Source organism: Streptomyces sp. HUAS TT11 (genome assembly GCF_051553595.1).
GTDB lineage: Bacteria > Actinomycetota > Actinomycetes > Streptomycetales > Streptomycetaceae > Streptomyces.
Genome location: NZ_CP196184.1, coordinates 5,195,005 through 5,209,677, shown reverse-complemented (window position 1 = coordinate 5,209,677; position 14,673 = coordinate 5,195,005). Strand labels below are relative to the sequence as shown.

Annotated in this window: 10 protein-coding genes; 4 read left to right on the top strand and 6 right to left on the bottom strand. The window is 71.3% G+C overall.

Going from position 1 to position 14,673, the window contains the following annotated elements; genetic code table 11:
* Positions 1 to 127 precede the first annotated feature (127 nt).
* On the bottom strand, positions 128 to 967 hold the full coding sequence (locus ACSHXN_RS23345) for a hypothetical protein (RefSeq protein ID WP_438303644.1): 840 nt from the start codon (positions 965 to 967) through the stop codon (positions 128 to 130).
* 100 nt (positions 968 to 1,067) lie between these two features.
* Here ACSHXN_RS23345 and ACSHXN_RS23340 point away from each other — a divergent pair, with 100 nt between their 5' ends.
* Positions 1,068 to 1,853 carry an SDR family oxidoreductase gene (locus tag ACSHXN_RS23340; protein WP_438303643.1) on the top strand — a complete coding sequence of 262 codons (786 nt, stop codon included), beginning with the start codon at positions 1,068 to 1,070 and terminating at the stop codon, positions 1,851 to 1,853.
* A gap of 388 nt (positions 1,854 to 2,241) precedes the next feature.
* Entirely contained in the window at positions 2,242 to 3,813 is a 1,572-nt protein-coding gene (locus ACSHXN_RS23335) for a sodium:solute symporter family protein (protein WP_356291349.1), read from the top strand.
* Between the two features lie 13 nt (positions 3,814 to 3,826).
* Here ACSHXN_RS23335 and ACSHXN_RS23330 read toward each other — a convergent pair whose 3' ends face one another.
* Positions 3,827 to 4,942, bottom strand: coding sequence for an ADP-ribosylglycohydrolase family protein (locus ACSHXN_RS23330; protein WP_438303641.1), 1,116 nt, complete (start codon positions 4,940 to 4,942; stop codon positions 3,827 to 3,829).
* A 584-nt stretch (positions 4,943 to 5,526) separates the two neighbouring features.
* Entirely contained in the window at positions 5,527 to 8,112 is a 2,586-nt protein-coding gene (locus tag ACSHXN_RS23325) for a bifunctional FO biosynthesis protein CofGH (protein WP_438303640.1), read from the bottom strand.
* A 215-nt stretch (positions 8,113 to 8,327) separates the two neighbouring features.
* On the opposite strand from ACSHXN_RS23325, the gene ACSHXN_RS23320 reads away from it, so the two are divergent.
* Entirely contained in the window at positions 8,328 to 9,848 is a 1,521-nt protein-coding gene (locus ACSHXN_RS23320; protein ID WP_355131908.1) for a CehA/McbA family metallohydrolase, read from the top strand.
* 101 nt (positions 9,849 to 9,949) lie between these two features.
* Positions 9,950 to 10,345, top strand: coding sequence for a nitroreductase family deazaflavin-dependent oxidoreductase (locus tag ACSHXN_RS23315; protein ID WP_355131909.1), 396 nt, complete (start codon positions 9,950 to 9,952; stop codon positions 10,343 to 10,345).
* Between the two features lie 7 nt (positions 10,346 to 10,352).
* Here the strand turns inward: ACSHXN_RS23315 and ACSHXN_RS23310 are convergent, their stop codons facing one another.
* The 3 genes from ACSHXN_RS23310 to ACSHXN_RS23300 are packed head-to-tail and all read right to left on the bottom strand — an operon-like array spanning position 10,353 to position 14,662.
* Complete coding sequence (locus tag ACSHXN_RS23310) at positions 10,353 to 11,804, bottom strand: aldehyde dehydrogenase family protein (protein WP_356291343.1); 1,452 nt, start codon at positions 11,802 to 11,804, stop codon at positions 10,353 to 10,355.
* Positions 11,801 to 13,531, bottom strand: coding sequence for an N-acyl-D-amino-acid deacylase family protein (locus ACSHXN_RS23305; protein ID WP_355131911.1), 1,731 nt, complete (start codon positions 13,529 to 13,531; stop codon positions 11,801 to 11,803). The genes ACSHXN_RS23310 and ACSHXN_RS23305 overlap by 4 nt, the downstream gene beginning before the upstream one ends.
* Positions 13,532 to 13,543: 12 nt before the next feature.
* A complete protein-coding gene (locus tag ACSHXN_RS23300) occupies positions 13,544 to 14,662 on the bottom strand; it encodes an LLM class flavin-dependent oxidoreductase (protein ID WP_355797508.1) in 1,119 nt (372 codons plus the stop codon).
* Positions 14,663 to 14,673 lie beyond the last annotated feature (11 nt).

Sequence of the window (14,673 nt, the reverse complement as noted above, 5' to 3'; positions counted from 1 at the left end):
TCCGAAAGCCCTCTCGACTGGCCCGCCGTCCCGGCCGAGGGGGCCCACTCCTTCTCAGGGGGCCCACTCCTTCTCAGGGGGCTCGGTCGGCTCCGCGGCGCCCGGGGCGGTGCCCGCGCCACACGGTTCAGCGGAGCCGGTGCACGTACCGGTCCGTACCCGGCACCGTGGGGACGAACGGCGCCACCAACTCGACCTTCCCAAGACCCCCTTCGGCCACCACCCGGTCGAGTCCCGCGAAGTGCCCGTCCCAGCACTCCCTCGGGTCCTCCTCCAGGAACCACAGCAAAGTCAGCCGGGTGTCCACTCCCTCCACCTGCTTCACATAGGTCATGCGGTCGCCCGGCAGCGGGGTCGGACGGAAGACGGTGACCATGGCCGAGGGGGTGCCGGCGAGACGCCCGGGCAGATGGCGGGTGCACAGCCACTCCAGCAGCGCGGCCCGCTCCTCGGGCCCTTCCGCGTCGACGACCTCCAGGACCAGGCCCGCGTACGGGTGGTCCAGCGCGTGGAAGTCCCGGGGGCCCGCCGCACCGTCCCGGTAGACCGTCGCCTCGTGGTCCTGGAAGGCCGTGAAGACATGGGTGCGGTCCCGGTACACGCGAGCATCGCGGTTGAGCCGCCTGTTCACGGCCACCGTCCAGCGCATGTGGTCGTCGTAGCGGCCGTCCGTGACCCAGTACGTGGAGAGGTAGCACCCCGCCGTCACCGGCTGCGCGACGGCCGACTTCTCGGGGGCGCGCAGGAGTTGGAGATCCCGGGTGGCGACCCAGCGGCGGCCCGCGAACATCCACGGCATCGCCATGGCGCCCGCGTAGTAGTGGTCGTCCTCGTACCAGCGGTTGTACGCGTACTCGTGACCCGGATGCGGCTCCACCATGGTGATCAGGGCGTGGCCCGGGTGGACTCCGTAGGGGCCCACGGCCGCCAGTTCCCCGTACACCTCGCTGCGCGTGCCCTCGCCCATGCCGCTCCCCTTCCTTCCTCCGGCGCCCGCCCATACTCTGACGGTCCGTCAGGTAAGGCGCCAGGGGCGCGGCGCGCCGAGAGGAAGGGCGGGCGGTTCGATGTCACTGCTCCAGGGCAAGACCGTCGTCGTGTCGGGGGTCGGCGCCGGACTCGGACACCAGGTCGCCGCCGCCGTGGTGCGCGACGGCGGCAACGCCGTGCTCGGGGCGCGCACGGAGGCGAACCTCGCCAAGTCGGCCGCCGAACTCGACCCGGACGGCGCCCACACGGCGTTCCGCGCGACGGACGTCACCGACGAGGGGCAGTGCGAGGCCCTCGCGGCACTGGCGGTGGACCGGTTCGGAGCGATCGACGCAGTGGTGCACGTCGCGGCCCGGGACAGCCACTTCGGCGGCCTTCAGGACGCGGATTTCACCACTTGGCGCTCGGTCCTCGACGTGAATCTGCTCGGCACCCTGCGGATGACACGGGCCTGCCTGCCGGCCCTCAAGAGGTGCGGCGGCTCCGTCGTGTTCATCGGCACGCAGTCGTCGGTGGCCGCGCCGTCCCAGGTGCGGCAGGCGGCCTACGCGGCCTCGAAGGGCGCGCTGACCAGCGCGATGTACTCACTGGCCCGGGAGCTCGGCCCGTACCGGATCCGGGTCAACGCGGTGCTGCCCGGGTGGATGTGGGGCCCACCCGTCCAGGCCTACGTGCAGTTCACCGCGCACACCGAGGGCGTACCGGAGGCGGACGTGAAGCACCGCCTGACGGAGCGGATGGCACTGCCCGAACTGGCCACGGACGGCGATGTGGCGGACGCCGCGGTGTTCCTCGCCTCGGACCGGGCGCGGGCGATCACGGGCCAGTCCCTGCTCGTGAACGCGGGAGAACTCATGCGGTAGTCCGGCCGGTCCCCGGAGCGACTCCAAGGACGACCGGGCGGGTGGATCTTCCGTGCAACGGCTGCTCCCCTCCGGGCCGCCCGGGACCCGCATCCCGTAAGCCCGTTCCCGATCCATCGGATGTTTCCCACTGGCGAAGTGCCCGCTCATGGTGTGTTCCTCGTCACGAGCACGACAACCGCCATACAGGTCAAGAGAAGGTAAAATCGTTCTGCTTTCTGATCTGGGTTCATATCCGTGACCGGGAAAGGTCTTGACCGACCACCTGACCAGCGGTTCAATCCCCGAAGTCCCCCGCTCCCGCACGGGGGCGCCGCCCGTGTGTGCCTACTGGCGAAGTGCCGTCCGGTATCTGCAGGTTCACAAGGCGGACCCCTGGAGGGGGCACATGAACGGTCTCGACTGGACCGTCCTGATCGCGTACTTCGGTGTGATGACCGCGATCGGCTTCTGGTCCCACAAGCGCGTCGACAACGTCAGCGACTTCTTCACCGCCGGCGGCAAGATGCCGTGGTGGCTGTCCGGCATCTCCCACCACATGTCGGGCTACAGCGCCGTGATGTTCACGGGGTACGCCGGCATCGCCTACACCTACGGCATCACGTCCTACGTCACCTGGGCGCTTCCCATCGCCATCGGCGTACTGATCGGCGCGAAGCTGTTCGCGCCGCGTCTGAACCGGCTGCGCTCACGGCTGCACGTGGCCTCGCCGCTGGAGTACCTCAAGGACCGCTACAACGTGCCCACCCAGCAGGCGCTTGCCTGGTCCGGCATCCTGCTGAAGATCGTGGACGTCGGTGCCAAGTGGGCCGCGATCGCGACCCTGCTCAGCGTCTTCACCGGGGTCACGCTCACCCAGGGCATCATCATCACCGGCGGCATCACCGCCGTGTACTGCACGATCGGCGGCCTGTGGGCGGACGCGCTGACCGAGCTGGGCCAGTTCGTCATCCAGCTGCTGGCCGGTCTGGCCATGCTGGTCATCGCGCTGAACAAGATCTCCGACCAGGGCGGTCTGTCGAAGGCCCTGGACTCGCCGAAGCTCCACGGTCACGGGGACGGCTTCGCCGGCCCCTATCTGACGGTCTTCTTCATCTCCTATCTCTTCATCAAGCTCTTCGAGTACAACGGCGGCATGTGGAACCAGGCCCAGCGCTACATGGCGACGGGCAGCGCGAAGGAGGCGACGCGGTCGGCGCTGCTGTCGGCGGGCCTGTGGTTCGTGTGGCCGGTCGTCCTCTTCATCCCGATGTGGCTGGCGCCGCTCCTGGTGACGGCGCAGAAGCCGGACGGTTCGGACGCCTACGGTCTGATGAGCGAGCAGTTGCTGCCGCACGGCCTGCTGGGCCTGGTGGTCGTGGGCTTCTTCTCGCACACGATGGCCATGTGCTCCTCCGACGCCAACGCGATCGCCGCCGTGTTCACCCGGGACGTGGTGCCGGTGTTCTCGAAGGCGGCGCGGACGTGGACCTCCCGGACGGGCCTGATCGCGGGCCGGGTCACGACCGTCGCCTTCCTCGGCCTGTCCATGGCGGTGGCGACCCAGGTCAACTCCCCCACCTTCAAGGACATCATCACGGTGGTCATCAAGTGGGTGGCCGGCCTGATGGGCCCGATCGCGATCCCGTTCATCCTGGGCCTGCTGCGGCCGTTCCGTAAGTCCGGCCCCGCGGCCGCGCTCATCAGCTGGGCGGCCGGCCTGCTGGCGTTCTTCTTCGTCAACTACAACCTGGACTTCTCCCAGCGCACGGACGTGAAGCTGGAGTACCAGGTGTCGCTGCCGATGGTGATCTCGCTGGTGCTGTACATCGTGATCGGCCTGGTGCGTCCGGAGGACACCCCGGAGCGGGACGCGATCATCGAGCAGCTGAACACGGACGACGACGGGACGGCGGCCGCGGTACCGGCGGCGGACGCCGTACAGCCCGGCTCGGGCACCACCACGCCGTCCGGCACCTGAGGGACGACAGGCCCTACGCCCGGGGGTACCGCACGAGCCACCCCTGCGACGACCCGGTAGGGCCGTGCAGGGCGGCACCCTGCGTCATCTCCATGGCGAAGTCGTCCGCCAGCACCAGCATCGTGGGACGGCCCTCCAGCTCGGCCAGCCAGGCCGGCGGGAGGGCCGTCTCGCCGTACAGTGCCCCGAGCAGTCCGCCGGTCAGCGCACCCGCGGCCCCCGACGGGCCGCCGTGGTTCACCGCGAGACACAGCCCGTGCCGCACGTCCTCCCCCACCAGCGCGCAGTACACGGCGACGGCCAGCGTCCCGTCCGCCCCACCGCCCCCGGCGAGTTCCTCGACACGCGCCGGGGTGGGCATGCCCTGGCGCACCGCGCCCAGCGCGTGCTGCAACGCGTCGGCGACGGGTTGCTGCCCCGGCCGCGGGGCGAGCAGGGCGAGGGCCCGCTGCACGGCCGCGTCCGGGTTCTCGCCACGCGCCAGGGTGTGCACGATCACGGCGTAGGCACCCGCGGCGAGACAGGCGGTGGGATGCCCGTGCGTCTGTGCGGCGCACTCGACCGCGAGTTGAAGCACGAGCTGCGGATCCCAGCCGACGAGCAGTCCGAAGGCCGCCGAACGGGCGGCCGCCTCGGGCCCCTGCTCGCCGGGGTTCTTGGGCGCGTCCAGCGTGCCCATGGTCTCGTCGCCGAAGCCGGTCAGACAGGCCCGGACCGGGGAACGGCGGTCGTACAGCCACTCCTCGCGGGCCAGCCAGCCGTCGTCCTCGCGGCGCTCGTCGGGGCCCCAGTCCCGCTGGGTGGCCGCCCAGCGCAGATACGCGCGGTGGAGATCGGTCGGCGGGTGCCAGGCGCCGGTGTCACGGCGGACCTGGGCGCGGATGAGCCCGTCGACGGTGAACAGGCTGAGCTGGGTGAGATGGGTGATGGCGCCGCGCCGGCCGTACTCGACCGCGAGGTCGCTCAGCCCCTCGTGGCCGTAGGCCGTACGGATCTCCTCCAGGGAGAGCCCGTCGAGGGGGGCGCCCAAGGCATCGCCCACGGCCACGCCGAGCAGGGTTCCGCGTACGCGGCTGCGGAAGTCCTGCTGCTCGGTCCGGCCCCAGGGGGCACCGGCTGTCGCACCCACCCAGGCCTCCTCGGGGCACCGTCCGCACGTCGACAGTCCAGCACTGTAATCGAACGGGAACGGTCGATTCAGGACACCCGGGAGTCAGGCGCGCCACACCAGTGGCCAGCTTTCGTACATTCGGTCGGCCCGGCCGAGAACGCGGCGAAGACGCGGGGGTCGACGACGGTGTGTGCCGCCCGTGGCCCCGGGCCACGGGCGGCACACACCGTCGTCCGTGCGTCAGACGGCGGCCCTGCGGCGCACCACCAGGACGACTCCCACTCCCAGCGCGAGGGCCAGGAGCGCGGCACCGCCGATGAGCAGCGCGCCACCGGCACCGGTGAACGCGAGCCCGCCGCCCGAACCGGTCGCCTCGTCGCCGGAGCCACCCGCCGAGCCGGTGGAACCGGAGCCGCCGTCGGTGCCGGAGGAACCGGCCGTGTCACCCGCAGAGGCCGTGGGGCTGGGGCTGGGGCTGGGGCTCGCCGAGGGACCGCCGGTGGACGGCCCTCCAGCGCCGTGGCCGTCGTCGGGGCAACATCACAGGGTTTCGGCCCTCCCGCCGCCGGCCACGGCGAAAGGAGCCGAACGCCTTCGTCCTGTCAGTCCAACACCGGCAGCAGTTCCGGCAGATGTCCGTCCGACGCCTCCGCCGCCCGCTGCCGTTCCTGCGAGACCTCGCCGTACAGCGTCGTGCGCGGTTTCGCCGGGCGGCCCGCCGCCTCCGCCACCGCGACGAGTTCCCTGACGGACTTGTACGACCCGTACGACGAGCCCGCCATCCGGGAGATGGTCTCCTCCATCAGCGTGCCGCCCAGGTCGTTGGCGCCGGACCGGAGCATCTCCGCCGCGCCCTCGGCGCCGAGTTTCACCCAGCTGGTCTGGATGTTGGGGATGTACGGATGCAACAGCAGGCGCGCCATGGCGGTGACGGCGCGGTTGTCGCGCATCGTGGGACCGGGGCGGGCGATGCCCGCCAGGTAGACGGGCGCGTTGGTGTGGATGAACGGAAGGGTGACGAACTCCGTGAACCCCCCGGTCCGTTGCTGGACAGCGGCGAGGGTGCGCAGATGCCCCAGCCAGTGGCGGGGCTGGTCCACATGGCCGTACATCATCGTCGACGACGAGCGGATGCCGAGTTCGTGCGCCGTCGTCACGACCTCGATCCAGGTGGCCGTCGGCAGCTTGCCCTTGGTCAGGACCCAGCGCACCTCGTCGTCCAGGATCTCGGCCGCGGTGCCGGGGATCGTGTCGAGTCCCGCCTCCTTCGCCGCCGTCAGCCATTCGCGGATCGACATGCCGGTGCGTGTCGCGCCGTTCACCACCTCCATGGGCGAGAAGGCGTGCACATGCATCCCGGGGACCCGGGACTTCACCGCCTTCGCGATGTCGAAGTAGGCGGTGCCGGGCAGGTCGGGATGGATGCCGCCCTGCATGCACACCTCGACCGCGCCCACGTCCCACGCCTGCTGGGCACGGTCGGCGACCTGGGTGAGGGAGAGGGTGTAGGCGTCGGCGTCCGTGCGGCGCTGGGCGAACGCGCAGAAGCGGCAGCCGGTGTAGCAGACATTGGTGAAGTTGATGTTGCGGGTGACGATGTACGTGACGTCGTCGCCGACCACCGACTTGCGGACGTCGTCCGCCACCCGGCAGAGCGCGTCGAGCGCGGGACCGTCCGCGTGCAGCAGGGCCAGCGCCTCCTCGTCGCTCAGCTTCGTCGGATCGTCCGCCGCCCGGCGCAGCGCGGCCCGTACGTCGGTGTCGATGCGCTGAGGCGCCATGCCGGGCACGGCCGCCTCCCGCAGCGCCTCCCAGTCGCCGTACACCTCGTCGAAGTCCTCACGGCGGTCGCCGGTGCGCCCCAGGGTGTCGATACTGCGATGCAGGTCCGTACGCCCCGACGCCCGGAACACCTCTTCCGGCTCCTGCCACGGACGCCCCTCGACGACCGCGTCCGCGCGGGCGAGCCCCGACTCCGGGTCCGCCAGCGCCCGGACGTGGGGCAGCAGCCTCGGGTCCAGCCAGGGCTCGCCGCGCCGGACGAACTCCGGGTAGACGCAGAGGCGTTCGCGCAGCTCGAAGCCCGCCGCCCGGGAGCGCTCGGCCAGCCGCTCGATCTGCGGCCAGGGCCGCTCCGGGTTCACATGGTCGATGGTCAGCGGCGAGACCCCGCCCCAGTCGTCGATGCCGGCGCCGATGAGCCGCTCGTACTCACCGTCCACCAGGTTCGGCGGCGCCTGGAGGCAGGCCGCCGGACCCATGATGTGCCGGGCGACGGCCACCGTGGCCACCAGTTGGTCCAGTTCCGCGTCCGGCATGCCCCGCATCGCCGTGTCCGGCTTGGCACGGAAGTTCTGGATGATCAGTTCCTGGATGCCGTGATGGCTGCGGGCCACCTTGCGCAGCGCGAACAGCGACTCCGCGCGCTCCTCGTACGTCTCCCCGATCCCGATCAGGATCCCCGAGGTGAAGGGCACCGACGAACGGCCCGCGTCCTCCAGCACCCGCAGCCGCACGGCCGGTTCCTTGTCCGGGGAGCCGTGGTGCGGTCCGCCCGGCTCCGACCACAGCCGGGTCGCCGTGGTCTCCAGCATCATCCCCATCGACGGGGCGACCGGCTTCAGCCGCTGGAAGTCCGTCCACGACATCACCCCGGGGTTGAGATGGGGCAGCAGACCCGTCTCCTCCAGGATCCGGACGGAGACGGCCCGCACGTAGGCGATGGTGTCGTCGTAGCCGTGCGCGTCCAGCCACTCGCGCGCTTCGGGCCAGCGGTCCTCGGGCTTGTCCCCGAGGGTGATCAGCGCCTCCTTGCAGCCCAGCGCCGCCCCCTTGCGGGCGATGTCCAGGACCTCGTCCGGGGACATGAACATCCCGTGCCCGGCCCGGCGCAGCTTCCCCGGCACCGTGACGAAGGTGCAGTAGTGGCACTTGTCCCGGCACAGACGGGTCAGCGGGATGAAGACACTTTTGGAGTAGGTGATGACACCCGGTCGGCCCGCGGCCCGCAGGCCTGCGTCCCGCACCCGGGCGGCCGAGGCGGCCAGGTCCTCCAGATCGCCGCCACGGGCCTGGAGCAGCACCGTCGCCTCGGCGGCGTCCAGAGCGACCCCGTCACGAGCACGTTTCAGGGCGCGACGCATGGAGTTCTCGGTGGGTCCGGTTCCGGAGGTCGCGGAAGTCGTCATCCTCCGAGCATACGTTTGCGGTGATCAGGTCATACAGAGCGCTCGCGTCCGGGTGGGACGGTGCCGACCGTTACCGGAATGCCCCGGCAACCCCCCGTTACGCCGACGCGCGGCTGCAGATCGGCTGCCCGTGGAATGGAGTTCACGGGTGAACACCAGAGTGGGACGCACCATCTCTGCACCACACCGTCATCCGACACCCCGGGAGCAGCAGCATGTGCGAGGACGACCACGGCATCGGAAGACGCGCACTGTTCGTGACGGGTGCGGCCACCGCGCTTACGTTGGGAACCGTGAGCTTCTCCAACGGGCCCGCCGCGGAGGCGGCCGACAACCAGGAGACGAAGACGGTGCGCGGCACGCTGCCCACCGGCTCCCCCGACTTCGTCTACCTCCCGGTCGACGTCCCCGAAGGCGTCCGCGAGATCAAGGTCTCCTACACCTACGACAGGCCGTCCGTCCCGGCCGGCACCCAGGGCAACGCCCTGGACATCGGCGTCTTCGACGAGCGCGGCACGGAACTCGGCGGCAAGGGCTTCCGCGGCTGGTCCGGCGGCGCGCGCACGGAGTTCTTCGTCCGCGCGGACGACGCCACCCCGGGGTACATCCCGGGCCCGGTCCGCGCCGGCACCTGGCACATCGCGCTCGGCCCGTACACGGTGGCACCGCAGGGCCTGACGTACGAGGTGACGATCACGCTCACCTACGGTGCGCAGGGCCGGACCCCGGCGCCCGTGTACCCGCCGAACCGGGCCAAGGGCCGCGGCCGCGCCTGGTACCGGGGCGACTGCCACATGCACTCCTGGTACTCGGACGGCCGCCGCACACCCGAGGAGATCGCCGCGCTGGCCCGGGCCGCCGGCCTCGACTTCATCAACACCTCGGACCACAACACCCACTCCTCCCACGCGCACTGGGCCGACCAGGCGGGCGACGACCTGCTCATCATGCTCGGCGAGGAGGTCACCACGCGGAACGGCCATGTGCTGGCGCTGGGTACCGACCCGGGCACGTTCGTCGACTGGCGCTACCGGGCGGGCGACAACCGCTGGGCGCGGTTCGCCCGGGACATCCGCCGGGCGGGCGGCCTGGTCGTCCCGGCCCATCCGCACGCCACCTGCATCGGCTGCGGCTGGAAGTTCGGCTTCGGCGAGGCGGACGCGCTGGAGGTGTGGAACGGCCCCTTCACACCGGACGACGAGGTGACGCTGGCGGAGTGGGACAACACCCTGGTGGCGGCGGTCCGGGAGGGACACGGCAGGTGGTTGCCGGCGATGGGCAACAGCGACGCCCACCGCGATCCCGACGCGATCGGCGCCCCGCAGACGGTCGTCCTCGCCGACGATCTCACCCGGGAGGCCGTCCAGGAGGGCATCCGCGCGGGCCGCTCCTACGTCGCCGAGTCGAAGAACGTCTCGCTGACGTTCACCGCGGTGGGCGGCCGCGGCGAACACGCGGGCATCGGTGAACGGCTGCGGGTGGACCGCGACACCCCGGTCACGGTCCGCCTGGAGGCGCGGGGTGTGCCCCGCTGCTCGGTCCGTTTCGTCACCGACCAGGGCGTGCTGTTCACCAGCGACCCGCTGCCGGTGACCGGCTCGGGCACCGTCGAGTGGCACACGACACCGCAGTACGCGGCGTACGTGCGGGCGGAGCTGCGGCACGAGGCGGCGGTGGGCCCGCTGCCGGGTGTCCTGGCCGCGTTCACGAACCCGATCTTCCTGGGCCGGGCGTAGACCCACCGGGGCGCGTGGCCGGTTACCGCGCGCCCCCGGAAGGGGTCTGCGAGACTGCGTGGAGCGGCTCGCCCTTCACGTCGTCAGGGGGACACGGGACCATGCCGGGCTTCACCGACCTCAAATACCGTGCGATCACGGCACTCCAGCGGCACGTCGTCAATCCGGTGCAGCGCCGCATGCCGCTCCAGACGCTCCTGGAGACCACGGGGCGAGTCTCCGGCCTGCCGCGCCGGACCCCCCTGGGCGGGCGCCGCATCGGCGACTCCTTCTGGCTGGTCTCCGAGCACGGCGAGCGGTCCCAGTACATCCGCAACCTCCGCGCCGATCCCCGGGTCCGTGTGCGCATCGGCGGACGCTGGCACCCGGGCACCGCCCATGTGCTCACCGACGACGACCCCCTGGTCCGGCTGAAGGCGCTGCCCCGTCTGAACAGCGCGGCGGTGCGGGCGTTCGGGACCGGGCTGCTCACCGTGCGGGTGGACCTGGACGATTGAGGGGCACTCAGCCCTGCCAGACGATCGCCTGCACCTCGCTGTAGGCGTGCAGGGCGTAGGAGCCGACGTCACGGCCGACGCCGCTCTTCTTGAAACCGCCGAACGGCGCCTCCATGTTGCGGCCGACGGTGTTCACGCCGACTCCGCCCGCCCGCAGACGCCGGGCGACGCGGAAGGCGCGGGCCGTATCCCCGGACCAGACGTAGTCGATCAGGCCGTAGTCGCTGTCGTTGGCCAGCGTCACCCCCTCCTCCTCGTCGTCGAAGGGGACGACCACGACCACGGGCCCGAAGATCTCCTCGCGGACGACCCGCATCTCGGGGGTGCAGTCCGCGAGAAGCGTCGGAGCGACGTAGAAACCGCGCTCGCAGGGCGGCCGTTCGCCCCCGGCGACCAGCCGCGCACCCTCCTTGCGCCCCAGTTCGACGTACGACTCCACCCGATCCCGGTGCGCGGCCGAGATCACCGGACCCACCACCGTGGCCGGCTCGCGCGGATCCCCGACTCTCAGGTGGCGGGCGTACCCGGAAAGCCGGGACACCAGGCGGTCGTACACGCCCCGCTGGGCGATCACCCGGGTGGGCGCCGTACAGATCTGGCCGCTGTAGAAGGAGAACGTCGTCCCGATCCCCGCCACCGCCGCGTCCAGGTCCGCGTCGTCGAAGACGAGTGCCGCGCCCTTGCCGCCCAGCTCCATCAACTGCCGTTTCATGGAACGGCCGCAGACCTCGGCGATACGCTGCCCGACGGCCGTGGAGCCGGTGAAGCTCACCATGTCGACGTCCGGGCAGTCCACGGCCGCCTCGCCGACTTCCGGGCGCGTGCCGCCGACCACGTTCACCACGCCGGGTGGCGCGCCCGCCTCCTGGAGGGCCTCGGCCATGCGGTACACCGACAGCGGGTCCTGCGGCGCCGGCTTCACCACGACCGTGTTGCCCATGGCCAGGGCGGGCGCGACCTTGCCCGCCGGGTTGGCCCAGGGGTTGTTGTACGAGGTGATGCAGGTGACCACGCCGACCGGCTGGCGCACCGCGAGCGCGCCCAGGACGGCGGCCCCGCCGAACGGCCCCGCCTCGTTGATCTGCGGAGGCAGCGGCCGCTCCACCGGTTCCACCCGCGCGTACCGGCGGAACCGGGCCACCGCCACCCCGACCTGCATCCCGCGCGCCGTACCGGTCGTGGCGCCGCTCTCCGCCCGGGCCAGGTCGGCATAGGGCACGAGGTTGCGCTGCATCACGTCGGCCGCGCGGGCGAGGACGGCCGCCCGCTCCTCCGGGGGCTTCCGCGACCACGGCCCGAAGGCCTCTCGAGCCGCCGCGGCCGCCGCGCGCACCTGCTCACGGGACGCCTCCGGCGCCCATCCGACGGTGTTCTCGGTGGCCGGGTCGACGACCTCGTAGTGGCCGTCGTCGGGCTCCGCCCAGACACCGCCGACGAACAGCCGCTGCCGCTGCGTCACGTCGTGCCCACCGTCCCGGTGTCCCGCCCGGAGCGCAGCACCCTGCCCGGCACGGCCCCGGTCACCTCGTCGTCCCGGATCGCCACCACGCCGTTGACCCAGACCGCCCGCACCCCGATCGCCTCGGAGTCGAGCCGTGGGCTCTCTCCCGGCAGGTCGTGCACCAGGGTGGCCTGCCCGGCGTCGACGCGCTCCGGGTCGAGGAGGACCAGGTCCGCGTGGAAGCCCTCCCGCACCCGGCCGCGCTCCCGCAGCCCGAACAGCCGCGCGGGGTCGTCCGTCAGCATCTTCACGGCCTGCTCCAGCGGCACCAGCTTCCGGCCGCGCAGACAGTCCCCGAGGAACCGGGTCGTGTACGGGGCGCCGCACATACGGTCCAGATGGGCGCCCGCGTCCGAGCCCCCGAGCAGGACGTCCTCGTGCCGCCAGGTCTCGGCCCGCAGCGCCCAGGAGTCGGGGTCGTTGTCCGTGGGCATGGGCCACAGAACGGTCCGCAGACCGTCGCTCGCGCAGATCTCGACGAGACACTCGAAGGGGTCCTGGCCCCGTTCGGCGGCGATGTCGTTCACCACCCGCCCGGTCAGGCCCTCGTTGCCGGGGCTGTAGGTGTCCCCGATCACGTACCGTCCGAAGCTCGCGAGCCGCCGGAAGACGCCCGCCTCCTTGGATTCGGCGCGGCGCAGCATCTCGTCGCGGACGTCCGGGTCGCGCAGCCTCTCGATCCGCTCGGGCACGGGCAGACCGAGGACCGGTCCCCACCCGGGGATCAGGTTGAGCGCGCAGAACGTGCCGAGGGACATGTTCATCGGGGTGAGGATCGGCATGGTGAGGGCCACCACCCGGCCGCCCGCCTTCCGGGCCCGCTCGCTCGCCGTCAGCTGACGCGGCACGCGTTCCGGGACGGACGCGTCGATCGTGAGGACGTTCCAGTTCAGGGGCCGTCCGGCGGTCGCGCTCATCTCCACGAGCAGGTCGATCTCGGCGTCGCTGAACTGGTCGAGGCAGCCCGCGACGATGGCCTCGATCTGTGTGCCCTCGTGCTCGCCCACCGCCTTGGCGAGGGCCAGCAGCTCCGCCGGCCCGGCGTGCCGGGAGGCGACCGGCCTGCCGTCGCCGTCGGAGTGCGTGGAGGACTGCGTGGTGGACAGACCCCAGGCACCCGCGTCCATGGCCTCGTGGAAGAGCCGGAGCATGGCGGTCAGCTGCTCCCCGGTCGGCTGTCCGCCGACCGCGTCCGGTCCCATCACGTACCGCCGCAGTGCGCAGTGCCCCACCATGAAGCCCGCGTTGACGGCGATCCGCCCTTCGAGGGCGTCCAGGTACTCCCCGAAGGTGTGCCAGTTCCAGGGCGCCCCGTCCTCCAGGGCGACCAGGGACATGCCCTCGACCTTGGACATCATCCGGCGGGTGTAGTCGGCGTCCCCCGGGCGCGCGGGATTCAGCGGGGCGAGGGTGAAGCCGCAGTTGCCGGCGGCGACCGTGGTGACGCCGTGGTTCAGCGATGGAGTCGCGTACGGGTCCCAGAACAGCTGGGCGTCGTAGTGGGTGTGCGGGTCGACGAAGCCGGGGGCGAGAACGAGGCCGGTCGCGTCCTCGGACGTGCGCGACTGCCCGGTCACCGTGCCGACGGCGGCGATGCGGCCGTCCCGTATCCCCACGTCCGCGATGAACCCGGGCGCTCCCGTGCCGTCGACGACGGTCGCGCCCCTGATGACGTGGTCGAGCATGCGGGCACCCCCTCAGGCGGCCTGACGGAACCGGGTCGTGCGGTGCACCGGGTCCGTGTCGATCTTCGGAATCACGTGCTCGCCGATCAGCCGTACGGTCTGGAGCGTCTCCTCCTTCGGAACCCCGACGGGCAGCCCGAAGCTGAGCTGGTCGGCGCCCGCCTGCTCCCACCTCTTGCACTGGGTGAGCACCTCGTCGGGATCGCCGCAGACGAGCAGCTCCTCCTCGATGAGGAGTTCGAGGAATTCCTCGGTGTACCGGGGAAGCGTCTCGGGCCAGACGGGGAAGCCCTCGGGGCGTGGGAAGGTGTCGTGGTAGCGGAAGACGAGGGACGGCAGGTAGTGCAGTCCGCCGTTCATGGCGACCCGGATCGCCTCCTCGTGGGTGGGCGCGCAGATGGCGGTGGTCGTCACCATCACGTTGTCGTTGACGAAGTCCCCGACGGGCTCGGCGTCGACGATCGCCGTCTTGTACTGCTCGAGCACCCACTCCATGTCGGAGACCTTCTGGATGCTGAAGCCGAGCACTCCGAGGCCCTTCCTGGCGGCCATGGCGTACGAGGGCGGTGATCCGGCCGCGTACCACATCGCGGGGTGCGACTTCCCGTACGGCTTGGGGAGAACCTTGCGCGGGGGGAGCTGCCAGTGCTTGCCCCGGAAGCCGGGGTACTCGTCCTGGAGCCACATCCTGGGGAACTCGGCGATGGTCTCCTCCCAGATCTCCTTGGTGTGGTTCATGTCGGTGATCCCGGGGAGGAAGCCGAGGATCTCGTGGGAGCCCGCGCCGCGTCCGCTGCCGAACTCGAACCGGTTGCCCGTGAGGTGGTCGAGCATGGCCACCTTCTCGGCGACCTTCACCGGGTGGTTGACCTGGGCCAGCGGGTTGAAGATCCCGGAGCCCAGGTGGATCCGCTCGGTCGCGTGGGCGAGGTAGCCGAGGAAGACGTCGTTGGCGGAGAGGTGGGAGTACTCCTCCAGGAAGTGGTGTTCCGACGCCCAGGCGTACTTGAAGCCGGACTTGTCCGCCTGGATGACGTACTCGGTCTCCTCCATCAGCGCCTTGTGCTCCGCGAGCGGATCGGTCTCGGCCCGCTTGCCCACGTATCCCTGTACAAAGAGCCCGAATTCCAAGGAGGTTCACC